The sequence below is a fragment of the Prevotella sp. ne3005 genome (assembly GCF_900110085.1).
In the GTDB taxonomy this organism is placed as follows: domain Bacteria; phylum Bacteroidota; class Bacteroidia; order Bacteroidales; family Bacteroidaceae; genus Prevotella.
In genome coordinates this window covers 125124-149609 of sequence record NZ_FOCK01000002.1, presented here as the reverse complement: position 1 = coordinate 149609, position 24486 = coordinate 125124, and the positions used below count along the sequence as shown (strand labels likewise).

Annotated in this window: 21 protein-coding genes and 2 tRNA genes; 20 read left to right on the top strand and 3 right to left on the bottom strand. The window is 49.1% G+C overall.

From position 1 onward, the window contains the following. The first annotated feature begins 8 nt into the window (after window positions 1–8). The 13 genes from rimO (at window position 9) to BMY16_RS03525 (ending at window position 13408) form a co-directional block, all read left to right on the top strand. Window positions 9–1316 carry a 30S ribosomal protein S12 methylthiotransferase RimO gene (gene rimO / locus BMY16_RS03585; RefSeq protein ID WP_091840133.1) on the top strand — a complete coding sequence of 436 codons (1308 nt, stop codon included), beginning with the start codon at window positions 9–11 and terminating at the stop codon, window positions 1314–1316. Beyond that, window positions 1313–1600 (top strand): HU family DNA-binding protein, encoded by a 288-nt coding sequence (locus BMY16_RS03580; protein ID WP_091840131.1) that lies wholly within the window; start codon window positions 1313–1315, stop codon window positions 1598–1600. The genes rimO and BMY16_RS03580 overlap by 4 nt, the downstream gene beginning before the upstream one ends. Next, window positions 1600–2820, top strand: a complete 1221-nt coding sequence (locus tag BMY16_RS03575; protein ID WP_091840129.1) for an HU family DNA-binding protein — start codon at window positions 1600–1602, stop codon at window positions 2818–2820. Before BMY16_RS03580 ends, BMY16_RS03575 begins: the two co-directional genes overlap by 1 nt. Before the next feature lie 21 nt (window positions 2821–2841). Next, the gene (locus BMY16_RS03570) at window positions 2842–3837 is read left to right on the top strand and encodes an AAA family ATPase (protein ID WP_091840127.1); all 996 of its coding nucleotides are present in this window, start codon (window positions 2842–2844) and stop codon (window positions 3835–3837) included. Between the two features lie 41 nt (window positions 3838–3878). Further along, a complete protein-coding gene (locus tag BMY16_RS03565; RefSeq protein ID WP_091840125.1) occupies window positions 3879–4748 on the top strand; it encodes a DUF58 domain-containing protein in 870 nt (289 codons plus the stop codon). After that, entirely contained in the window at window positions 4748–5818 is a 1071-nt protein-coding gene (locus tag BMY16_RS03560; RefSeq protein WP_091840123.1) for a BatD family protein, read from the top strand. Before BMY16_RS03565 ends, BMY16_RS03560 begins: the two co-directional genes overlap by 1 nt. A gap of 17 nt (window positions 5819–5835) precedes the next feature. Continuing rightward, window positions 5836–6834 (top strand): vWA domain-containing protein, encoded by a 999-nt coding sequence (locus BMY16_RS03555; protein ID WP_091840121.1) that lies wholly within the window; start codon window positions 5836–5838, stop codon window positions 6832–6834. A gap of 1 nt (window position 6835) precedes the next feature. Beyond that, window positions 6836–8545 carry a vWA domain-containing protein gene (locus tag BMY16_RS03550; RefSeq protein ID WP_091840120.1) on the top strand — a complete coding sequence of 570 codons (1710 nt, stop codon included), beginning with the start codon at window positions 6836–6838 and terminating at the stop codon, window positions 8543–8545. After that, entirely contained in the window at window positions 8545–11142 is a 2598-nt protein-coding gene (locus BMY16_RS03545) for a BatD family protein (RefSeq protein ID WP_244512867.1), read from the top strand. Before BMY16_RS03550 ends, BMY16_RS03545 begins: the two co-directional genes overlap by 1 nt. Window positions 11143–11145: 3 nt before the next feature. Beyond that, a complete protein-coding gene (locus tag BMY16_RS03540; protein ID WP_244512865.1) occupies window positions 11146–11871 on the top strand; it encodes a phosphatase PAP2 family protein in 726 nt (241 codons plus the stop codon). Continuing rightward, window positions 11868–13085: an S-adenosylmethionine:tRNA ribosyltransferase-isomerase gene (locus BMY16_RS03535; protein ID WP_091840118.1), complete on the top strand. Its 1218-nt coding sequence runs from the start codon at window positions 11868–11870 to the stop codon at window positions 13083–13085. Before BMY16_RS03540 ends, BMY16_RS03535 begins: the two co-directional genes overlap by 4 nt. Window positions 13086–13220: 135 nt before the next feature. Continuing rightward, a tRNA-Ser gene (locus BMY16_RS03530) sits at window positions 13221–13307 on the top strand. A 29-nt stretch (window positions 13308–13336) separates the two neighbouring features. Then, window positions 13337–13408, top strand: a tRNA-Glu gene (locus BMY16_RS03525). A 33-nt stretch (window positions 13409–13441) separates the two neighbouring features. Here the strand turns inward: BMY16_RS03525 and BMY16_RS03520 are convergent. Further along, a complete protein-coding gene (locus tag BMY16_RS03520; protein WP_170835987.1) occupies window positions 13442–13780 on the bottom strand; it encodes a hypothetical protein in 339 nt (112 codons plus the stop codon). Between the two features lie 23 nt (window positions 13781–13803). Then, window positions 13804–15264 carry an aminoacyl-histidine dipeptidase gene (locus tag BMY16_RS03515; protein ID WP_091840115.1) on the bottom strand — a complete coding sequence of 487 codons (1461 nt, stop codon included), beginning with the start codon at window positions 15262–15264 and terminating at the stop codon, window positions 13804–13806. Window positions 15265–15342: 78 nt separating this feature from the next. Between BMY16_RS03515 and BMY16_RS03510 the strand changes: the two genes are divergently transcribed. The 3 genes from BMY16_RS03510 (at window position 15343) to BMY16_RS03500 (ending at window position 17242) form a co-directional block, all read left to right on the top strand. Next, the gene (locus BMY16_RS03510; RefSeq protein WP_091840113.1) at window positions 15343–15546 is read left to right on the top strand and encodes a hypothetical protein; all 204 of its coding nucleotides are present in this window, start codon (window positions 15343–15345) and stop codon (window positions 15544–15546) included. 24 nt (window positions 15547–15570) lie between these two features. Beyond that, entirely contained in the window at window positions 15571–16182 is a 612-nt protein-coding gene (locus tag BMY16_RS03505; protein ID WP_091840111.1) for an OmpH/Skp family outer membrane protein, read from the top strand. Window positions 16183–16348: 166 nt separating this feature from the next. Next, window positions 16349–17242, top strand: coding sequence for a PDC sensor domain-containing protein (locus BMY16_RS03500; RefSeq protein WP_170835986.1), 894 nt, complete (start codon window positions 16349–16351; stop codon window positions 17240–17242). 81 nt (window positions 17243–17323) lie between these two features. On the opposite strand, the gene BMY16_RS03495 is transcribed toward BMY16_RS03500, so the two are convergent. Continuing rightward, window positions 17324–18772: an anaerobic C4-dicarboxylate transporter gene (locus BMY16_RS03495; RefSeq protein ID WP_091840108.1), complete on the bottom strand. Its 1449-nt coding sequence runs from the start codon at window positions 18770–18772 to the stop codon at window positions 17324–17326. Window positions 18773–18958: 186 nt separating this feature from the next. Here BMY16_RS03495 and ileS point away from each other — a divergent pair, with 186 nt between their 5' ends. The 4 genes from ileS to BMY16_RS03475 are packed head-to-tail and all read left to right on the top strand — an operon-like array spanning window position 18959 to window position 24477. After that, complete coding sequence (ileS, locus tag BMY16_RS03490) at window positions 18959–22519, top strand: isoleucine--tRNA ligase (RefSeq protein ID WP_091840106.1); 3561 nt, start codon at window positions 18959–18961, stop codon at window positions 22517–22519. Window positions 22520–22544: 25 nt separating this feature from the next. Next, window positions 22545–22925, top strand: coding sequence for a TraR/DksA family transcriptional regulator (locus tag BMY16_RS03485; RefSeq protein ID WP_091840104.1), 381 nt, complete (start codon window positions 22545–22547; stop codon window positions 22923–22925). Beyond that, complete coding sequence (locus BMY16_RS03480; RefSeq protein ID WP_170835985.1) at window positions 22922–23581, top strand: lipoprotein signal peptidase; 660 nt, start codon at window positions 22922–22924, stop codon at window positions 23579–23581. The genes BMY16_RS03485 and BMY16_RS03480 overlap by 4 nt, the downstream gene beginning before the upstream one ends. Beyond that, window positions 23578–24477 (top strand): DUF4296 domain-containing protein, encoded by a 900-nt coding sequence (locus tag BMY16_RS03475; RefSeq protein WP_091840102.1) that lies wholly within the window; start codon window positions 23578–23580, stop codon window positions 24475–24477. Before BMY16_RS03480 ends, BMY16_RS03475 begins: the two co-directional genes overlap by 4 nt. The last annotated feature ends 9 nt before the right edge of the window (window positions 24478–24486 follow it).

The following is a 24486-nucleotide window of genomic DNA, read 5'->3' as shown; positions in this document are numbered from 1 at the left end:
ATTGAAAATTGAAGAAGACGATCGATATCATATCACTTGGGTGCTCTAAGAACCTCGTCGACAGCGAGGTGCTGATGGGCTTGATGGAGGCCAACGGCTATCTGTGTACGCACGATAGCGAAGACCCTCAGGGTGACATTGTTGTGGTGAATACCTGCGGCTTCATCAACGACGCCAAAGAGGAGAGCATCAATACCATTCTCGAATTTGCACAGGCAAAGACGGAAGGCAGAATTGAGAAACTCTTCGTGATGGGCTGTCTCTCAGAGCGCTATCTGGCTGATTTAGAGAAAGAAATACCCGAAGTCGATGGCTGGTACGGCAAGTTCAACTATAAGCAGCTGTTGAAGGATCTGGAGGGTGCAGAGACGCAAGTCTGTGAGGGGAAAAGACATGTTACCACCCCTCGCCATTATGCCTATCTGAAGATTAGCGAGGGCTGCGACCGCCATTGTGCCTATTGTGCCATTCCCTTGATTACAGGCCGCCACCAGAGTCGTCCGATGGATGAGATCCTCGATGAGGTACGTCAGTTGGTGGCCGATGGTACGAAAGAGTTTAATGTGATTGCCCAGGAGTTGACTTACTATGGTGTTGACATCGACGGCAAACAGCATATTGCAGAGCTCATCGAGAAGATGGCGGATATCCCAGGTGTAGAGTGGATCCGCCTGCACTATGCCTATCCAGCCCATTTCCCTTGGGATCTGCTGAGGGTGATGCGTGAGAAGCAGAATGTATGCAAGTATCTGGATATTGCCCTCCAGCATATTTCTGACAATATGCTCTCCCGCATGCAGCGTCATGTGACAAAGGAGGAGACCTACGAACTGATCCGCAAGATGCGTGAAGAGGTGCCTGGAATCCATATCCGTACTACCCTGATGGTGGGATTCCCTGGCGAGACGGAGGAGGATTTTGAGGAGCTGAAGGCTTTTGTGAAGTGGGCTCGCTTTGAACGTATGGGTGCTTTTGCCTACTCAGAGGAAGAGGGCACCTATTCGGAACAGCACTATGACGACGATGTGGCTGAGGAGGTGAAGCAGGCAAGGCTCGATAAGATCATGAGGATCCAGCAGAATATCAGTGCTGAACTCGAAGCAGAAAAGGTGGGCCATACCTTGAAGGTCATCATCGACCGTCAGGAGGGTGACTATTATGTAGGGCGCACGGAGTTTTGTTCTCCAGAGGTGGATCCTGAGGTGCTGATACCCGCTGAGGAGAAGAAACTGAAGATAGGTGAGTTCTATGATGTCCGCATCACCGACTCAGAAGAATTTGATTTGTATGGAACAACAATTATCAACATGATATGAACAATAAAGACTTTATCGCAGAACTAGCACAACGGACGGGTTACTCGGCAGAGGACACCCAGCGGTTTGTCAACAGCATTGTGGAGGCTATGGGTGACCATTTCCAGGAAAGTGACAATGTGGTGATTCCTTCGTTTGGATCCTTCGAGGTAAAGAAGAAGCTGGAACGTGTGATGGTGAACCCGTCAACGGGACAGCGGATGCTCGTACCACCGAAGTTGGTACTGAACTTCAAGCCGCATGTCAGTTGGAAAGAACGCTTAAAGAGTGGAGGAGAGGAATAATGGGAAAGATTTCTTTGATAGAGCTGGCCGCTGTGCTCTCTAAACGTTATGGCGTGAACAAGAAAGACGCAACGGGTTTCGTCACTCAGATGTTCGATATCATCCAGCAGTCGCTGGAGCAGGATAAACTTGTCAAGATCAAGGGATTGGGCACGTTTAAGATCATTGATGTCGACGACCGTGAGAGCGTGAATGTGAATACGGGTGAGCGTGTGCTGATAGAAGGTCATCCGAAGATTACCTTCGCCCCAGATGCCCTGATGAAAGAGTTGGTGAATAAGCCTTTCTCACAGTTTGAGACCGTGGTGTTGAATGACGGTGTGGACTTTGAGGATGCTGCCAGCGAACCATCAGTCGCTGAACCCGAGATTGTGGAAACGGAGCCTGTGGCTTTGGAGTCAGAATCCGAACCAGCAGCCATGCCTTTGGTGGATTTTGAGCCGGAACCCGAGCCAGAACTTATTCCTGTATCTGAGTCCGAGCCTGCTCCCAAGTCCGAGGCTGCTCCCAAGTCCGAGGCCGCTCCCGAGTCCGAGCCAGTTCAAGAGCCGGCTATGGAGGCTGAACCAGAGGCTGAACCCGAGCAGGAAGCTGATCCAGAGACTGAGACCGAGGAGGAATCTGAGAGTCAGGAGGAAGAGTATGAAGAAGAGGCTTCAGATGGTAAGAAATGGTGGCTGGCATTGTTGGCTTTGCTGATTGGTCTGGCAGGAGGATATATCCTCGGCAACTATTTCCCGTTCTCAACCACCCAGACACCCCAGCAGGAAGTGGTAAAGCCTGTTGTTCCTGACAGTGCGTTGATAGCTACAAAGGCTGCAGTGGATTCCATCGACTCAGTGACTGTAGCAGAGCCCGAGGTTGAGGAAGTTAAGGCGGAAGCGCCTAAGGTTGCTGAGCCAAAGGTGGAGGCTCCTAAGGCAGAGGCTCCTAAGGCAGAGGCCCCCAAGGCCGCTGAGCCGGATAAGAAAGCTGTAGATCAGTTGGATCAGTATCAGAAGAAAGATTCGAGAGTGCGTACAGGTGCTTGGCGCATTGTAGGAACGGCACAGGTGGTGAAGGTGAAGGAGGGCGAGACCCTCTCCAGGATCTCTCGCCGTTATCTGGGACCGGATATGGAATGCTATATTGAGGTTTATAATAACATCACAGCCTCCACGCCTTTGAAAGCAGGGCAGGAGATCAAGATTCCACAACTGAAACATAAGAAATCAAAATAAGTAAAATAATAATAGAATATTATGGCAGAAGCTATTGATATCCGTGAGTTGAATATCCGGATAGAACAACAAAGTGCATTTGTGACGAACCTTGTGTCCGGAATGGACCGCGTCATTGTAGGACAGAAACATTTGGTAGACTCGCTCCTGATCGGATTGCTGAGTGATGGTCATATTCTGTTGGAAGGTGTGCCTGGATTGGCTAAGACACTGGCTATCAAGACCCTCTCGCAGTTGATTGATTCTGATTATAGCCGTATTCAGTTCACCCCCGACCTTCTCCCTGCAGATGTCATCGGAACCATGATCTATTCGCAGAAAGACGAGAAGTTCCAAGTGAAGAAAGGTCCTGTATTCGCCAACTTCGTATTGGCAGATGAAATCAACCGAGCTCCAGCCAAGGTGCAGAGTGCCTTGCTCGAAGCCATGCAGGAGAAGCAGGTGACCATTGGCAGCCAGACATTCCAGTTGCCGAATCCTTTCCTCGTGATGGCTACCCAGAACCCCATCGAGCAGGAGGGTACCTATCCACTGCCCGAGGCACAGGTAGACCGTTTTATGTTGAAGGTTATCATTGACTATCCCTCGCTCGAGGAAGAGAAGAAGATTATCCGTGAGAATATTGCAGGCGAGATGCCAGTAGTGACACCTGTGACGACGGCTGATGAGATTCTGAAGGCCCGCAGTGTGGTTCGTGAGGTGTATATCGACGAGAAGATTGAGCAGTATATTGCTGACATCGTGTTTGCTACACGCTATCCTGACCGTTATGGTCTGAAGGACCTGAAGGATATGATCTCCTTCGGTGGAAGTCCGCGTGCCAGCATCAACCTCGCCAAGGCAGCCCGTGCTTATGCTTTCATCAAGCGTCGCGGTTATGTGGTGCCTGAGGATGTGCGTGCTGTTGCCCATGACGTACTCCGTCATCGTATCGGTCTGACCTACGAGGCTGAGGCCAGCAATATCAACAGCGAGGAAATTGTATCGAAGATTATCAATAAGGTTGAAGTACCCTGAAAAGTAAAAAAGTAAAAAGGTAAAGAGGTAAAAAATTGAAGATGGAAACTTCTGAGATCATCAAGAAAGTAAGAAAGATAGAGATCAAGACCCGTGGATTGAGCTCTAACATCTTTGCAGGTCAGTACCATTCTGCTTTCAAGGGTAGGGGTATGGCCTTCAGCGAGGTGCGCGAGTATCAGTTCGGTGATGATGTGCGCGATATCGACTGGAATGTGACGGCTCGTTTCCATCGTCCTTATGTGAAGGTGTTCGAAGAAGAGCGTGAACTGACGGTGATGTTGCTCATCGACGTCAGCGGATCGCTCGATTTCGGTACGCAGAAGCAGATGAAACGCGACATGGTGACTGAGATTGCCGCCACCATAGCCTTCTCTGCTATCCAGAATAATGATAAGATCGGTGTCGTCTTCTTCTCCGACAAGATCGAGAAGTATATCCCGCCCAAGAAAGGTCGTAAGCACATCCTATATATCATCCGTGAGATGCTGGACTTCCAACCCGAGTCGAAGCGTACGGATGTGAAGCAGGCTGTTGAGTTCCTTTCGAGTGTGCAGAAGCGCCGTACCACAGCCTTCATCCTCAGCGACTTCTATGTGCGCAATGATTTCCAACAATCGTTGCAGATTGCAAGTAGGAAGCATGACGTGGTGGCAATTCAGGTGTACGACCAGCGCGCCAAGGAGTTGCCTGACGTAGGACTGATGAAGGTGGTAGATGCCGAGACAGGCTTTGAACAGTATGTGGATACCAGCTCTAAGCGGTTGCGCGATGCCTATCGTAAGTATTGGATGAATCGCCAGGCACAGTTGCTGGAGACGTTCAACAAGAGCCAAGTTGATAATGTCAGCATCGCCACAAACGAAGACTTCGTCAAGGCGTTGATGCTGTTGTTTAAACAAAGAAGCTGATGAAAAGGACTATTTTTCTTATAGCATTAGTTACGAGCGTGTTACGGTCTACTGCGCAAGTATCTGTGGAGGCAGTGATTGACTCCATTCAGATATTCGTTGGTCAGCAGGCCCATGTTACATTGACAGCCAATGCCAAGGAAAATGCGAAGGTGGAATTCCCGCAGTTCAAGCCTACGGAATATATCACCCCTGGTGTCGAAGTGTTGGCGAGCCAGGAACTGGAGAAGAAAGAAGAGGATAATGGCTTTGTCGCCAGATCGGTAGTCTATACGCTGACTTCGTTTGATGACACCTTATATTATCTGCCGCCTATGACGGTGAAAATCGACGGAAAACCCTATAAGAGTAAGAGTCTTGCTCTGAAGGTGCTCACCATCGAGGTAGATACCACGAATGTGGAACAGTTCTTTGGCCCGAAGGATGTGCAGGACAACCCGTTCCAATGGAGCGATTGGAGCCTGTCGTTCTGGTTGAGTGTGTTGATGCTCGTCCTGTTGGCTCTCTGCTACTACCTCTACCTCCGTCTGCGTGATAACAAACCTATCATCACCCATATTCGCATTGTGAAGCGTCTGCTGCCTCATCAGAAAGCCATGCAGGAGATCGAGCAGATCAAGGCCGACAAGATGGTGTCGTCGGAGAATTCGAAGGAGTACTATACCAAGCTGACGGACACCCTGCGTAAGTATATTGAGGAGCGCTATGGTTTCAATGCCATGGAGATGACGAGCAGTGAGATCATAGAGAAGCTGACGGCTACCCAGGACGAGAGTGCGCTGAGTGAACTGCGCCACCTGTTCCTTACGGCCGACCTCGTGAAGTTCGCCAAATACTCGACCCTCATCAATGAGAACGATATGAATCTTGTGAACGCCATCGACTTCATCAATCAAACGAAACTGGAGAATGAGCCTGTGGAGGAGACCGTGAAGCCGGAACTCTCGGAGGAAGACCTGCGTTCACAGAAGGCCCGCCGCGTGCTGAAGACCATTATCATAGGTATCTCTGTGGTGTGTCTGATGCTGTTCACGTATGTGGTGTATACCCTGTATCAGTTATTGAACTAACGGTAAAATAGAAAAAGATGGAATTTGCCAATAAAGAATATCTGCTGTTGCTCCTGCTGCTCATACCCTATATATTGTGGTATGTGATGTACAGGAAGAAGACAGAGCCTACCATGCGGATGAGCGACACCTTCGCTTTCCGCTATGCCCCCAGAAGCTGGAAGGTGATGCTGATGCCGTTGTCGCTGTTGCTGCGCCTGTTGGTTTTCGTGATGGTGGTGCTGGTGCTGGCCCGTCCGCAGACGCAGAATTCATGGAAGAGTGAGACTGTAGAAGGTATTGACATCATGATGGCGATGGACGTCTCGACGAGTATGCTGGCTGAAGACCTGCGCCCGAATCGTATTGAGGCAGCCAAGCAGGTAGCGTCAGAGTTTATCATCGGCCGTCCGAACGATAACATCGGCCTTTGTATCTTTGCAGGAGAGTCGTTTACCCAGTGTCCGATGACCACCGATCATACCTCGCTGCTGAATCTGCTTCAGAATGTTCGTACTGATATCGCTGCCCGAGGATTGATAGAGGATGGCACGGCCATCGGTATGGGACTGGCCAATGCCGTTTCGCGCCTTAGGGACTCGAAGGCCAAGAGTAAGGTTGTGATTCTGCTTACAGACGGTAGTAACAACCGTGGTGACATCTCGCCCATGACTGCCGCCGAAATTGCCAAGAGCCTGGGCATTCGTGTCTATACCATTGGCGTGGGTACCAATAAGGTGGCACCTTACCCTATGCCTGTAGCAGGAGGTGTACAGTATGTAAACATCCCTGTAGAGATTGATACGAAGACCCTGAGCGAGATTGCCAGTGTGACGGAAGGTGACTTCTATCGCGCCACCAATACCAAGGAACTTCGTCAGATTTATAATGAAATCGACAAGTTGGAGAAGAGTAAACTCAACGTCAAGAAGTTTAGTAAGCGCTATGAGGCCTACCAACCTTTTGCGATTATTGCCATTTTGGCATTGTTGCTCGAGCTTCTGCTGCGCATAACCATATTTAGGAGGATACCGTAAGATGTTTAGATTTGAAGATCCCATATATCTCTATTTACTAGTGCTGATACCCATATTGGCACTCATTAGGTTCATATCCTATAGAAACCAGAAAAAGCGTCTACGTAAGTTCGGCGAGCCTTCGTTGCTGAAGGCCTTGATGCCCGATGTGTCGCGCTTTCGCCCCTTGGTGAAGTTCTGGATTCTTCAGGCCGCTCTGGCGTTGCTCATCGTGATGCTTGCCCGTCCGCAGATGGGCACGAAAATCAGTCAGGAGAAGCGCGTAGGCATCGAGACTATCATCGCCATGGACATCAGTAATTCTATGCGCGCAGAAGATATTGTGCCGAGTAGACTTGATCGTAGCAAGATGATGATAGAAAATCTTGTCGACCATTTCTCAAATGATAAGATCGGACTTATTGTCTTTGCAGGTGATGCTTTCGTGCAGCTGCCCATCACCAGTGACTATGTCTCGGCCAAGATGTTCCTCTCGAGCATCGATCCAGAGATGATAGCCACACAGGGTACCGATATCGCCAAGGCCATTGAGATGGCTACCCACAGTTTTACGCAGGAAGAGGGTATTGGCAAGGCTATCATCGTGATTACCGATGGTGAGGACCACGAGGGTGGGGCCCTGCAGGCTGCCGAGGCCGCGAAGGACGCTGGCATGCGTGTCTATGTCTTGGGTGTAGGCTCTGCCAAGGGCGCACCTATTCCTATTCCTGGCACCAATGACTTTATGAAGGATAATGCAGGTAACACTGTGATGTCGGCCCTTAACGAGGAGATGTGTAAGCAGGTGGCTCAGGCTGGCGGCGGTGCATATATCCACGTAGAGAACAACAGTGCGGCACAGGAGCAGCTTGATAACGAACTCGACAAATTGTCGAAGAAAGAGACCTCTGCAACCGTGTTTAGCGAGTTTGACGAACAGTTCCAGGCTTTTGGCCTTTTGGCTTTGTTCCTCCTCGTACTCGAGATATGCATCCTCGATCGTCGCAATCCGCTGTTGAAGAATATCTCGCTCTTTAAGCGAAAGAAACAAGTTGCCATGATTGCCCTCCTGATGATGACTCTCACTGCGGCGGCGCAAACAACGGATCGCCAGTATATCCGTCAGGGAAATAAACAATTCCATGCCGGTAATTATGCCAATGCCGAAGTGTCCTACCGTAAGGCTGTAGAGAAGAATGGCAAGAATCCTCAGGCCGCCTTCAACTTGGGAAATGCCCTGATGGCGCAGAAGAAAGACTCTGCCGCTGTGGAGCAGTTCCAGAATGCTGCTCGTCTTGAAAGTAATCCCTTGAGAAAGTCGCAGGCTTTCCATAACATCGGTGTCATCTGTCAGACCCATAAACAGTATGGTGAGGCTATCGAGGCCTATAAGAATGCGCTCCGTCTGAATCCCAATGATGATGAGACCCGTTATAACCTCGTTCTCTGCAAACACCAAAAACAAAAACAGGACAAGAACCAGCAGAACCAGGGTGGCGGTGACAACAAGAACGATGACAATAAAGACAAGAATAAAGACCAGCAGAAGCCTGATCAGAATAAGGATAAACAAGACGACAAAAAGCAGCAGGAGCAACAGAAGCCCCAGATGAGCAAAGAAAATGCCGAGCAGCTGCTGAATGCCGCTATCCAGAATGAGAAGCAAACGCAGGATAAAATGAAGAAGGCGCAGCAACAGCCTCAACGCCGTAATATTCAGAAGAATTGGTAATGAAGAGACTATTAACGATAGGATGTATGATGCTGGCTGTGGTAGCAGCCATTGCTCAGACCCTTACGGGATCTGCACCCTCCCATGTTGCCGTGGGTGAGCAGTTTCGCTTGAGCTATACTGTAAACACACAGGACGTCAGCGATTTCCGTGCAGGCAACATCCCCGATGAACTCGAAGTGCTCATAGGGCCTAATCGTTCCATGCAGTCGAGTTATCAGATGATAAACGGACACACCAGTTCTACATCATCTATTACCTATACTTATATTGTCGCTGCCACGAAAAATGGTAACTATACCATCTCGCCCGCACATGTGGTGGTTGGCGGGAAGACAATTGCCTCCAATGCCATTAAGATCCAGGTGTCAGGCTCTCCACAGAGTAACAGCGGCTCAGCCCGTCAGCGCCAGAACGATGATGACGGGGGAGAGATGCGCGATGCCGGTAGTCATATCTCGGGCTCCGATCTCTTTATTAAAGTTACCGCTAACAAAAAGCGCGTCCACGAACAGGAGCCCGTATTGTTGACTTATAAGGTCTATACCCTTGTGTCGCTCACTCAGTTGCGTGGTGATATGCCCGATCTGAAGAGCTTCTATACTCAGGAGGTGGATCTTCCACAGCAGAAGAGCTTTACGATTGAGCATGTCAACGGTCGTCCGTATCGTACCTGTACCTGGAGCCAGTATGTGATGTTCCCTCAGATGACGGGTAAGTTACAGATACCGAGTATCACCTTTGAAGGCATCGTGGTTCAACAGAATCGTAACGTTGATCCTTTCGAGGCTTTCTTCAATGGAGGTTCCGGCTATATCGAGGTGAAGAAGAAGATTGTGGCCCCAGGCATCGATATCCAGGTTGATCCGTTGCCTGCACGACCTGCCAACTTCTCGGGTGGCGTGGGACAGTTTAATATCTCTGCCCAGCTTAATAAAACTGAGACCAAGGCCAACGACCCAATCTCGATGCGTATAATCGTCAGTGGTACAGGAAACCTGAAGCTCATCAAACAGCCTGTTGTTACCATCCCTAAGGACTTCGACAAGTATGAGCCAAAGATCACTGATCAGACCAAACTTACATCCAATGGTCTTGAAGGATCAAAGATCTATGATATACTTATCGTGCCCCGCCATCAGGGCAAATACGAGATACCTCCTGTGGAGTTTACCTATTTCGATACTGCTACCAACAGTTATAAGACTGCCAAGAGTGAGGGCTTTACGCTCGATGTGGCAAAGGGCTCAGGCGCAGGTAAGGTCAGCGACTTCTCTGGTCAGGAAGACCTCAGAGAACTCAACAAGGACATCCGGTATATCAAGACTGGTGATGCTAGCGTTCAAGGCTTCGACAATTTCTTCTTCGGTTCTATGGCCTATTGGATCTCGTTGGTTGTCCTTGCCCTCATCTTCATCTCGCTGTTTGTCATCTTCCGTCAGCGTGCCATCGACAATGCCAATGTCACAAAGATGCGTGGAAAGAAAGCCAACAAGGTGGCCACCAAACGTTTGAAGAAAGCTTCGAGACTGATGGCAGACAACAAACCTGGCGAGTTCTATGATGAAGTACTCCGTGCCCTTTGGGGGTATGTGGGTGATAAACTCAGTATGCCAGTTGAACAACTCTCCCACGACAATATCAGTCAACGGCTTGCTGAGCGTCAGGTGGATGAAACCACCATCGCCCAGTTCATGGAGGCTCTCGACGAGTGTGAGTTCGAACGATATGCTCCAGGTGATCCTAAGGGTAATATGAATAAGGTATACGAAAAAGCAATGACAGCCATAGAGAAGATTGAAGAAACGATGAAGAAAGGAAATAAGGTGAGAAGTAGCAAGGGGATGAAGAGTCTCTTATTGCTGATAGCTATGCTCCTTTTTCCACAATTCTTTACTTCTGCAAATGCTGTCACAAAGGCCGAGGCTGATAGCGCCTATGCCCGTGGAGAATACCAGCAATCCATCAACGACTACGAAGAACTGTTGAAGGGTGGAGCTTCTGCCGACCTCTATTACAATCTCGGCAATGCCTACTATCGTACGGAGAATATCACGCGGGCTGTACTCAACTATGAGCGTGCCCTGCTGTTCTCGCCTGGCGATCGTGACATCCGCTTTAACCTCCGATTGGCCCAAAGTAAGACCATCGATAAGATTGTACCTGAATCCGAGATGTTCTTCGTTACCTGGTATCATTCGCTCGTTAATATGATGAGTGTCGACGGATGGGCGCGCATGGCTATCCTTTCGTTGGCATTAGTCATCGTTCTTTCACTGCTCTACCTTTTCTCAGAACGTATATGGCTCAGGAAGGTGGGTTTCTTCGGCGGTTTCTTGATGCTTGCAGTCTTTGTGTTAAGTAATGTATTGGCTTGGCAGCAGAAGCAGAACCTCCTGTTCCGTAAAGGCGCCATCGTCACAGCTCCTTCAGTAGCAGTCAAAAGTACCCCCGCTAAGAATGGCACGGATCTCTTCATCCTCCATGAGGGTACGAAGGTCGTCATCACTGATGGCTCAATGAAGGGTTGGAAGGAGATCCGTCTGGCTGATGGTAAGGAAGGCTGGATAGAAAGTCAAAAGATAGAAACGATTTAAGTGATGATGTGGGTTGACATATTATTGGTTGCTCAAAGCTTCGGCCAGATGGTCGAGTCCTTCGATAAGCAGTTGCTGCTGAGCGTCAACGGAAGCGACTCGCTGTTTCTCGACCGTGTGGTGCGTACACTGACCCATGGGGCCACGTGGATTCCCCTGTATCTGTCACTTTTCTATCTCGTACTTAACAACAATAGTACCGTCCGTAAGGTGCTATACGTCGTTGGTGCTGCTGCTCTGTGTTATCTGCTTGCAGGAGCTGTCGATGACGGTATTGTGAAACCCACCGTTGCCCGTTGGCGTCCTACCCATGACCCTGAGATCGGTCTGCTTGTGGATATCGTCGATGGCTATCGTGGTGGTAAGTATGGCTTCTTCTCTGCTCATGCTGCCAACACATTCAGTATCGCCATCCTCTTTAGTTGGATTGTACGCAGCCGTCTGCTCTCAGCCACCCTGGTCATCTGGTCATTGGTTAATTGTTGGACACGATTGTATCTCGGTGTTCATTACCCTGGCGATATCCTTGTGGGCCTTACCTGGGGATTCCTCGTGGCCTGTGGCGTTTATTATCTCTATTATCGTCTGACGCGCGACATGGATTTCGGCCGTAAACTGTCTTCTACACAAAGTACTGTGACAGGCTATCATCGTATAGATTGCAACATCCCCGTGAGCGTCTTTACTTTCACCCTTTTATTCGCACTTTTAAAAGCTTGTCTCATATGATTTCTGATCCACGCCATATCCACATCAGTGATTATAACTACCCGCTCCCCGACGAGCGTATTGCTAAGTTCCCCATTGCCCAGCGCGACCACTCCAAATTGCTTATTTATCGCAAGGGTGAGGTAGGGGAGGATGTGTTCTATCATCTGCCCGACTATTTGCCGAAGGGAGCGCTAATGGTGTTTAATAATACCAAGGTGATCCAGGCCCGCATGCACTTTCGCAAAGAGACGGGTGCTTTGATCGAGGTGTTCCTGCTGGAGCCCGCTGAACCTTCTGATTATGAACTGATGTTCCAGACCTCAGGTCGCTGCGCCTGGTATTGTCTGGTGGGAAACCTTAAAAAGTGGAAAGAAGGCACATTGCGTCGTGAGATTGAAATTAACGGTCAGACCGTTGTCGTCACTGCTACCCGTGGTCCTATTCATGGAACTTCTCACCGCATCGATTTCGAGTGGACGGGTGAAGCCAGCTTCGCTGAGATCATTGACGTTATGGGTGAATTGCCCATCCCGCCTTATCTTAACCGTGAGACTCAGGAGAGTGACAAGACAACCTATCAGACCGTTTATTCGAAGATCAAGGGCTCGGTGGCAGCTCCCACGGCAGGTCTCCACTTCACGCCAGAGGTCTTAGCCGATCTTGATGCCCACGGTATCCAGCGCGAGGAACTTACCCTTCATGTTGGTGCTGGCACTTTCAAACCCGTGAAGAGCGAGGAGATCGAGGGGCATGAGATGCACACCGAATATGTCAGTGTGCGTCGTGATACCATCCAGAAGCTCATCGATCACGAAGGTAGCGCCATCGCTGTCGGCACCACCAGTGTGCGTACCTTGGAGAGTCTCTATTACATGGGACTGAAGGTGATGCGTAACCCTTCGCTCAATGAAGAACAGCTGCATGTCGCCCAATGGGAACCGTATGAACAAGAAACGAAGGTGGGGACCAAGGAAGCTTTGCAGGCTCTCGCTGCGTGGATGGATGCCCATTCACTCACCGTGCTCCATAGCAGCACGCAGATCATCATCGCCCCAGGATACGATTATCACATCGTAAAGATGCTCGTTACCAACTTCCATCAGCCCCAGTCTACGCTGCTTCTGCTGGTGAGTGCCTTTGTGAAAGGTGATTGGCATCGGATTTACGACTATGCGTTGAGTCACGACTTCCGCTTCCTCAGCTATGGTGATTCCTCATTGTTAATCCCATGAAATGGGGGATTTTGGGGTTTTTCCAAGTTTTTTTGAAAAAAGTTGCTCAAAAATTTGCAGGAACCAAAAAATAGTCGTACCTTTGCACCCGCATTTGAGGAGATAACCCCTCGGTTTTAAGCGCAAGCAGTCCTTGGAAGGATGGGTGAGTGGCTGAAACCAGCAGTTTGCTAAACTGCCGTACGGGTTCCCGTACCGGGGGTTCGAATCCCCCTCCTTCCGCAGGGGTGATACTCCAGAAGATGCAGCGCGGTCGATTCATCTAATGGTTAGGATACAAGATTCTCAATCTTGGCATAGGGGTTCGATTCCCCTATCGACTACAAAAAATCCTCGCAATTGCGAGGATTTTTTTGTTATTTGAACGCTATGATTTCCTGTGCTTCTTGGTCCATATAGAATGTGTTCTGCAGCGTATCGCCCTTGAATACATACTTCATCCGCAGATAGAGCAGGTCGCCCGTTGGAATCTGTCCGTAACTGATGTCCTTTTTGAATCCCGGTGCACCTCGACGACGCATCATCTCGATCAGCGAGTCACTGATATGGCGCGTTGTTCCAATATCGGCAAAATCGCGCCCGCTAATTTCGTCTGCCACTTCCATGTTCTCCTCCACGAAGGCTTTTACCTTTTGCTCTGCCTTATACTGCTGTCCGCACGAGGCGAACAGCAGTCCGGAGGTGAGTATACACATAATAATAGGTATGCGCGAGAGTCTCATTTCTGTGGTATGTTTTGGAGTACATCGAGCAGATGGTCCCACACCATCTGAACTGTGGGAATATGCAGCCGCTCGTCGGGTGTGTGTACGAATCTGAGGGTAGGACCGAAGCTCACCATGTCGAGCTGTGGGTAGCGCTCAGAGAAGAGACCGCACTCCAATCCGGCGTGAATGCCGCGCACGATGGGCTTCTTGCCAAAGAGCTTCACATAAGAATTTACCACAATCTCCTGTAGCTTCGAATCGGCCTTCATCTTCCAAGCAGGATAGCCGTCGCTGCTCTTCGCCTCAGCACCAGCGAGTTCAAATACAGCCTGGATGGTGGCACACATATTGTCGAGGTTAGACATGACGTTAGAACGCTGACTGCTTAGGATGTCGATCGTGGTCTCAGAGGTGTGGATGCTGGCAATGTTACTCGAAGTCTCCACCATACCGCCTAAAGCCTCGTCCTGGCAAATGGCATAGATGCCATTGTCCACGGCCTGAATGGCCCACACAAATTTCTTTGCTACTTCGGGGGCGATGACCAGTTCTGCATCTGTACTCTCCATTGAGAACACCATCTGCGTATCCGTCACATGGAATTCGTCCTCAACTTCTGCAGCAAACACGTTCCAATCAGCTCGTACATTTTCTTTCAGTTCGTTGGGGACGGCGATGACAAACTGTCCGTCTCGGGGAATGGCATTGTGTAGTTTTCCGCTATGGAACTGTGCCAGCTGTGTTCCCTCATAGCGCTTCATGGTCTGGAAAAGGAAACGGGCAAGGATCTTAATGGCATTGGCGCGCTTCTTGTTGATATCGTCGCCAGAATGTCCTCCAACGAGTCCTTTCAGGGAACCTTTTAGGAAGAAACTGCCTGCAGGCGCCTCTGTGCGGGTGAAAGTAAACTTGGCCTGGGTGTTTCGACCTCCTGCGCAGGAAACAAAAATCTCACCCTCGTCCTCAGAGTCGAGGTTGATGAGATAATCGCCAGTCATAAAACCTGCTTTCATGCCCTCCGCACCTGTAAGACCAGTCTCCTCGTCTCGGGTGAAGACGCACTCAATAGGCCCATGCTTCACATCTTCGGAAGCCAAGATGGCGAGTTCGATGGCACAGCCAATACCATCGTCGGCACCAAGTGTGGTTCCCTCTGCGGTAAGCCATTCTCCGTCGACGTAGGTCTTGATGGCATCCTTGTCAAAGTCGAACTCTACATCCACGAGTTTGTCGCACACCATATCCATATGGCTCTGTAGAATCACCGTCTTGCAGTTCTCCATGCCTTTGGTGGCCGGCTTACGGATAATTACATTGCCAGTCTCGTCGACATTTGTGTCGAGTCCGCGGCTCACGCCCCAGTTCTTCAAGTAGTCAATCATCTTCTCTTCGTGTTTCGAAGGACGGGGAATTTTGTTAATCTTCGCAAATTCTTCGAAGACAATAGCCGGTTTTAAATCGTTTTTATTCATTATTAATTTATTTTTTAATGTTTAATTATACATGTTTAATCTTTTATTTGTAACTTTGCACCCGCAAAAGTACAAAAAATGATTGAAACTCTGCTCATCAGCACGTTAATAATTGCTATCGCGATGTTATTTTTCCTCGTGAGGGTGCTTTTTGTAAAGCAGGGCGAGTTCAAGTCGCAGCATATCCACGATTCAGAGGCCATGCGCGAAAGAGGCATCCATTGTGTGATGGATCAGGATCGTGAGATGAGAGAACAGAAGAGATTAAACATTAATGAATAAACAATAAACATTAAATAATTCAAGATGAAAAAGTACATTTTCTCAGCACTTGCCATCGCTGCCATGATGGTATCGTGCAACAATGCCACTCCAAAGATGGACGAACAGCCCGCAGCCGCTTCTGGTGATGGTCTGAAGGTTGCCTTCGTAGAGGTTGACTCATTGATGACCCAGTATGATTTTGCTAAGGACTACAGCGTCACTCTGCAAAAAAAATCGAACAATGCCCGCAATACGCTTACCCAGAAGGGTAATGCCCTTCAGGCAGCTGTCAACAACTTCCAACAGAAACTGAATAACAACGGTTTCCAAAGCCGTGAGCAGGCCGCCAGCGTACAGAATGCCATCCAGCGCCAGCAGAACGATCTTCAGGAGCTTCAGGCACGTCTGGAGAATGAACTTGCTACAGAGACCGCTAAGTTCAACGAGGCCCTGCGTGACTCTTTGCAGAATTTCCTTAAGGACTATAATGCTGATAAGCACTTCGACCTGATTCTTTCCAAGGCTGGTGACAACATTCTGCTCGGTAGCAGTAAACTTGACATTACGCAGGACGTTATCAACGGCCTGAACAAACGATACAAACCCGCTGCCAAGAATGCAGCTGAGACCAAGAAGACTGAGGATAAAAAGTAAGTTTTTGGGTTAACACACGCGTGAGAGGCACCGTTGTTGGTGCCTCTCCATCTTTGAAAATTTATCCCTAATTTCTATGAAACGTCAAAACTGGCAACTATTCCTTACCATAACCCTTGCAATCCTCCTTGTTATTAGTTTGTCCTATTGGGCATTCTGGACGGCTATGCGCGCAGAGACAAACTTACGCTATACAGGCCTGCAGACTGCAATTGCCACCCATCTTGAGAATACGATTAAAGGCATGGAGATGAGTGCTGTTAATGTATTCAACGCTGTAGAAAAAAATCTCGATTCACCCGACGCCGTCATCGCTGCCCTTCAGAGCGAGGCTCCGTTGAATCCTAATGTGTTAGGCTATTTCGCTGCTTTCGAACCTTACTATTTTAAGTCGGAAGGCCATTGGTTTGAACCTTATGTCCACCATATAGGTAATGACCCTTATCAAACCTCTCTCGTAGGTAGCGATACCCATGACTACATCAATTCACCCTGGTATGTCAGCGCCAAGAAGACGAAACAGACTTTCTGGTCAGACCCCTATTATTACTACGATGGCACCGATATCAGCGGTCATTATATTACGTTTGTTAAGCCTATCTACGACAAGAAAGGTCAACTTGTCTGTGTTTGTGGTGCTGATGTCACCTTCGACTGGCTCGATAAAGAACTGGAGCGTATCAACGAATCCTGTCGTCAGGCTCCCCAGGTCAACAAATATATGATGGGTCGCAATCTCGATTTCTATTCTGTTGTTATGAACAAAGAAGGCGTTTGCATCCTTCATCCCAGTGAGAAGTATGTACCCCTCGATGATGTCCATGTGCTTGATGATGTAAAAAATGGTCAGACAGGTATGACTCAGATGAAGATTGAAGGTGAACCGTGTACACTCTATTATGGCCCCATCGAAAGTCTTGAGTGGTCCGTATTCCTCGCCATACCTACCTTTGATGTTCAGAAACCCTTCCTCTATGTGGGGGCCGCCTTAGCCCTGTTGGCGGCTATCGCGATTCTGATGGCTTACGTCATCTGCCGTCGCCTTAGGCTTCAGGCATAAATTATTGTACAATATACCTACCGAAATAATGAGGCCTTCCCGTTGCAGGGAAGGCCTCTCGGTTGTTTGTGGTTATCGCAGTCAGTAGATAATCATTGAAAGGATGTAGGCCACGATGGTGGATGTAATCACACAGATCAAGCCTGGCATCATGAACGAGTGATTGAGAAGATATTTTCCAATCACCGTAGTACCTGAGCGGTCGAAGTTCACCGTCGCAATATCGGAAGGATAATTCGGGATGAAGAAGTAACCGTAGACAGAGGGCAACACGCCGAGGAGCACGGGGCCTGCAATACCCAGCGAATATGCTAATGGCAGCATCGCTACCACAACGGCACCTTGGGAATTGATCAGTACGGACACCAGGAAGAACACCAAGGCGATGCTCCAAGGATACTGCGCTACAACACCGGCCAACATAGTCTTCATCTCGCCCATGTAGTTAGAGAAATAAGTATCGGCAAGCCATGCAATACCGTAAATTGCAACAACGGCTACCATACCAGACTGCCATACCGGACCTGCGACGGCCTTTTTCGGAGCAGCCTTACATAAAATAATCATCAAAGCAGCAGCGGAGATCATAACAATCTGGATGACGATGTTCATAGGCAGCGTCTTGTTATACCATTCGGTAGTACCTTTAAGGTAAACGTTTGCCTTCACCAACTGATCGCCCGTAACGGCCATATCTTTGCTAATATAGAGCGCATTGGCATCATGAACAGCACGCAACGTTTTGTAGGAAGGCAGTGCTTCCTGGAAAATGGCGAAGAAAACGATGACGGCGAGGGCACCCAAGAAGATGAATACGGCACGCTTGGCTTCCTTCGGGATCTCCATATCAAGTGTGGTAGCATTCGAACCATAGATATATTTGTACTGCTCAGGGTCTTTAATCTTCTTTTGGAACACAGGGTCCTTGTCGAGGTCCAGACCACGACGGTATGATGCGGCAGCGGCTGCCATCAGTCCACAGATACAGGCTGGAATGGAAATCATGAGTACCTGTGGGATCGTAATGTCAAACCCGTTGGTATTGGATATACTAACGAAAGCTACTACAGCAGCGGCGATGGGCGAACAAGTGATACCTACCTGTGAGGCTATAGAGGCCACACCGCATGGGCGCTCAGGACGGATACCTTTCTTCAGGGCAATATCGCAGATAATGGGCATCAAAGTATAAACCACGTGACCAGTACCTACCAAGACGGTAAGGAAGAAAGTGCACAACGGGGCAAGGAATGTGATACGGTCAGGATGCTTACGCAGCAGCTTCTCTGCTATTTGTATCAGCCAGTCCATACCTCCTGATGCCTGCATGATACCTGCACATGTGACTGCTGCAATGATGATGTAGATAACATCGGTAGGAGGTGTGCCCGGCTTGAGTCCAAATCCGAATACAAGGATGGCGAGACCAATACCAGAAATTGCTCCCAAGGCGAGGCTTCCGTAACGAGAACCTACCCATAAAGCTCCGAGTACAATACAGAGCTGAAGAATCATTGTAAATGTAACCATAAATAAAGCTTAAGTTTTTAAATTATTGATTTTACTGCTGCAAAAATAAACAAAAAAATTGAAATAACGTACTTTTTTAGCAGAAATATTAAAAATAATTATTTCATTTGGTTAGATGAGAGAAAATTAGTACCTTTGCACCCCAAATATAAAAAGTAAAAAAGGTAAAAAAGAAAATAGAATAATATGGCTAAGAAATTTGCCGAGCACAATGGTTTGAACCTGACACAGGTGAACAGTGACATCCTTGAGATGTGGAGAGAGAAAAATGTGTTCTGGCGCTCTGTCGAAGAGCGTGAGGGCTGTCCCCAGTTTGTATTCTTCGAGGGTCCTCCCTCTGCCAATGGACATCCTGGTATTCACCACGTGTTGGCTCGTACCATTAAGGATACTTTCAATCGTTATAAGACGATGAAGGGCTATCAGGTGAAGCGTAAGGCCGGATGGGATACCCACGGACTGCCCGTAGAGCTGGGCGTGGAGAAGGAACTCGGTATCACGAAGGCTGATATCGACAACAAAGCTTCGGAGAAATACATCTCGACGGAAGACTACAACAAGAAATGTCGCGAGAATGTGATGATGTTCACCCAGGAGTGGCGCGACCTCACAGAGAAGATGGGCTACTTCGTGGACCTCGACAATCCCTATATCACTTACGATAACAAGTATATCGAGACGCTGTGGTGGCTGCTGAAGCAGTTCTACGAGAGAGGTCTGCTCTACAAGGGCTACACCATCCAGCCGTATTCACCCGCTGCAGGAACGGGCCTGAGCTCTCACGAGCTGAACCAGCCCGGCTGCTATCGTGATGTGAAGGATACGACGGTGACGGCGCTCTTCAAGGCCCTCAATCCGAAGGAAGAGTGGACAAAATGGGGCGAGCCTTATTTCGTGGCTTGGACCACTACGCCTTGGACTCTGCCTTCGAACACAGCCCTCTGCGTAGGTCCGAAGATCGACTATGTGGCTGTGGAGACCTATAATGCCTATAACGGCGAGAAGATCACCATCATCCTGGCAGAGAGCCGTCTGAATGCCTATCTGGCTCCAGAGGGCAACATCACCGACGGTGAGGAGATGCCTGAATATAATAAAGGTGAGAAGTTCGTACCTTACCGTATCGTTGGCCACTATACTGGCGAGGAGTTGGTTGGTATGAAATACCAGCAGTTGATGCCTTGGGTAAAGCCTTCGGCAAAGCTTGATCAGAATGCTGCCGACTATGTAAAGGCTTATGCAGAGGCCCATCCTGAGAAAGTCTTTGCCAGCGAGAACGGCAAGGATCAGTTCGTCGAGATGGAGAGCGAGGCCTTCCGCGTGATTCCTGGCGATTATGTAACAACAGAGGATGGTGCCGGTATCGTGCATATTGCTCCTACCTTCGGTGCCGACGATGCCAAGGTGGCTAAGGACGCTCATATCCCAAGCCTCTTCCTTATTAATAAGAAAGGTGAGACTCGCCCGATGGTCGACCTTCAGGGTAAGTACTACGTGATGGACGAGCTCGATAATAACTTCGTCGAGAAGTGCGTCAACGTAGAGGGCTATAGCCGTCATGCCGGCGACTATGTGAAGAACGCCTATGCGCCTGAGTTCAACAAGGACGGTAAGTACGACGAGCAGGCTGCCTCGAAGGCTGAAGACCTGAACATCGTCATCTGTATGGAGATGAAGCAGGAGGGAACAGCGCTCAAGATCGAGAAACACGTTCACAACTATCCTCACTGCTGGCGTACTGACAAGCCCGTGCTCTACTATCCGCTCGACTCTTGGTTTATCCGCTCTACAGCGAAGAAAGACCGTATGTTCGAACTGAACAAGACCATCAACTGGCAGCCCGAATCAACAGGTACAGGCCGTTTCGGCAACTGGCTTGAGAATCTGAACGACTGGAACCTCTCTCGTTCACGTTTCTGGGGAACACCGCTTCCCATCTGGCGTGACGAGGATGGCAAGGAGATCTGCATCGGCTCAGTAGAGGAACTCTATAACGAGATAGAGAAGGCCGTCAAGGCTGGTTTTATGACCTCTAACCCGTTGAAGGACAATGGTTTCGTGCCTTGTGACTGGAGTAAGGAGAATTATGATAAGATTGACCTTCATCGTCCATATGTTGATAATATCGTGCTTGTTTCAGAGAGCGGTAAGCCTATGAAGCGCGAGACCGATCTTATTGATGTTTGGTTCGATTCCGGTTCTATGCCATACGCTCAGATCCACTATCCGTTCGAGAATAAGGATCTGATTGATAAGGGTATAGCCTTCCCATGTGACTTCATCAATGAGGGTGTAGACCAGACGCGTGGCTGGTTCTTCACCCTGCACGCTATTGCTACTATGATCTTCGACTCAGTAGCCTTCAAGAATGTCATTTCTTCAGGCTTGGTGCTCGATGCCAAGGGCAATAAGATGTCGAAGCACGTAGGTAATGTGGTGAACCCATTCGATATGATTGGTAAGTACGGAAGTGATGCTGTGCGTCTGTATATGATGACCAACTCGGAGCCTTGGGACAATCTGAAGTTCGACCCAGAGGGTGTTGACGAGGTGCGCCGTAAGTTCTTCGGCACATTGTATAACACCTATAGCTTCTTCGCCCTCTACGCCAATGTGGATGGCTTCGACCCTGCTGCAGCTCAGGTGGCATTCGACAAGCGTCCTGAGATTGACCGTTGGATTCTCTCTTGCCTGAATACCCTCATCAAGGGTGTGGAGACAGAGCTTGACGGATATGATCCAACACGTGCAGGCCGACTGATTGACACTTTCGTTAACGATGACCTCTCCAACTGGTTCGTGCGCCTGAACCGCAAACGTTTCTGGGGTAAGGAGATGAGCGAGGACAAGCTCTCGGCTTATCAGACACTCTATACCTGCTTGATGACGGTAGCCAAACTGCTGGCTCCATTTGCGCCGTTCTATGCCGATCAGCTGTATAAGGATCTGGGCGGTGAGTTCGATTCTGTACACCTCGATAAGTTCCCTGTTGCTGATGAATCCCAGATTGATAAGGATCTCGAGGCCCGCATGCAGATGGCACAGAAGATCACGTCTATGGTTCTGGCTCTTCGTCGTAAAGTGAATATCAAGGTGCGCCAGCCGCTGCAGGCCATCATGATTCCTGCCGTCGACGCTGATCAGAAGAAGCACATCGAAGCTGTGAAGGACCTGATTATGAACGAGGTGAACGTGAAGGAACTCCGTTTCGTTGAGGGTGCCGGCGTGCTGGTTAAGAAGGTGAAGTGTAACTTCCGCACGATGGGTAAGAAGTTCGGCAAGCTCATGAAGAGTGTGGCTGCCGCTATGGACGCCCTCTCGCAGGAGCAGATTGCTGAACTCGAGCAGCAGGGCACCATTGCCATCAATGTCGAGGGGCAGGATCTCACCGTCGAGGCTGCCGATGTGGATATCATCAGCGAGGATATCCCGGGCTGGCTGGTGGCTAACGAGGGTAACCTGACGGTGGCTCTAGAGGTGGAACTTACCGAGGAGCTGAAGAACGAGGGTATGGCCCGCGAGCTGATCAACCGCATCCAGAACATCCGTAAAGAGAGTGGTCTGGAGATTACTGATCGTATCAACGTAACACTGGCTCCCAATGATGATGTGAAGAAAGCTGTAGACAACTTCGGCGACTATATCAAGACTCAGGTATTGGCTGATGCTCTGATGGTGGAAGTCAATGATGGCCAGGAAGTTGACTTTGATGACTTCAAGCTGAACATTAAGGTGGAAAAGAAATAAATTATTATAAATCAATAACTGAATTATGGCAGAGAAAACGCGTTACACTGATGAAGAGCTCGAGGAGTTCCGTCAGATTATCAACGAGAAGATGGCTTTGGCTAAGCGTGACTACGACCAGATGATGCGAGTACTGACGAATCAGGACTCAAACGACGTGGATGATACATCACCCACCTACAAAGCTTTGGAGGAGGGTAGTGCTACTCAGTCGAAAGAGGAACTGATCTCGATGGCTGCCCGTCAGCAGAAGTTCATTCAGGGACTGAAGGCTGCATTGGTTCGCATCGAAAATAAGACTTACGGTATCGACCGTATCACGGGCAAGCTCATTCCTAAGGAGCGTCTCCGTGCCGTACCTCATGCTACGCTGAGTGTGGAGTCAAAGATGAATCAGAAGAAGTGACCCGCAACCGTCCTCTTATCACTAAAGGCAGACTGGCGATTTTGATTGTGGTCGCCATTCTGCTTATTGACCAGGCCATCAAAATCTGGGTTAAGACATCGATGTCGCTCCATGAGAGCATCCATGTGTTTGACTGGTTCTACATCGCGTTTATTGAGAACAACGGTATGGCTTTCGGCATGCAGTTGGGTAGCAAGATTGTCTTGTCGCTTTTCCGTGTGGTGGCTATTGGTGCACTCGGCTATTATATCTGGAAACAGGTCAATAAGGGCGCTCGTACTGGCTATATCGTTTGTCTGTCGATGGTATTGGCAGGTGCTGTGGGTAATTTGATAGACTGTATGTTTTATGGGCTCATGTTCAATGAGTCATCGCCTTACTACGTGTCATATTTCGTGCCCTTCGGTACTGGTTATGCGCCTTTCCTGATGGGTAAGGTGGTAGACATGTTCTACTTTCCCTTGATAGAGACTGAATGGCCGATGTGGGTGCCTTTGGTGGGAGGCGATCACTTCGTATTCTTCAGTCCTGTATTTAACTTCGCCGATGCGAGCATCAGCGTAAGTGTGGTGTTGTTGATACTCTTCTATCGTGAGGAAATCAGCAAGATCTCGATGCAGGAGGATAAACAAAAAACTGAGGAACAGGCATCATGAAGCAGGGTAGGATACATCTAGTGTGGCTGGCATTGGGGCTGTGGTTGTTTGCAGCCTGTAAACCCAGTGTGCCCGAAGATGTGATCCAACCTGACGATATGGAGGACATTCTTTACGACTATCATGTGTCACAGGGCATTGCCTCAAGGGAAGGCGAGAGCACTGACTACACTCGTAACTACTTCTTCGAGGCGTTGCTGAAGAAACACAACGTGACGAGGGCAGAGTTTGACTCCTCATTAGTCTATTATTATACGCGTGCGGACCGCTTTATAGAGATTTATAAGAATGTGCAGGAACGGTTGGGCGAAGAGGCACTCGTCAGAGGTGCTTCCGCTGGTGAGGTGGAGCGTTACAGTATGTTGTCGCTCTCGGGTGATACGGCCGATGTGTGGGAGGGTCCACGAAGGCTGATCCTGATGCCACGGCGTCCTTATCACCTGATGCAGTTCTACCAGAAGTGCGACACCTCGTATCATGCTGGTGACCATTTCCTGATGACCTTCAACAATGAGTTACTGACGCAAGCGGGTTATTCTCAGGCATTGGCCTATCTGGCCATGACTTATGAGAACGATAGTACGGTATCCCAGAATACCATCGTCTCTGGCAAAGGCTCGACGTCATTGAGAATCGCGATGTGCAGGGAACGCGTGAAAGAAATCAAGGGTTACATCCTGATGGGACAGCGCATGGAGGAAAAACCATCAAATGATATGTGCCTCATGTTCATTGACGGCATCCGGCTTATTCGCTTCCACAATAAATTGCCCGAGGAGACGGAAGCTTCGAAGACCGACACTGTAAAGGCAGAGAAAGCCGACTCGCTGAAACCACATGTACGCCGCTTAGGTGAACGCCCCGTGCTGAGGACCGTTGAGAAAGAGAGAAACTAAGTTAAAACC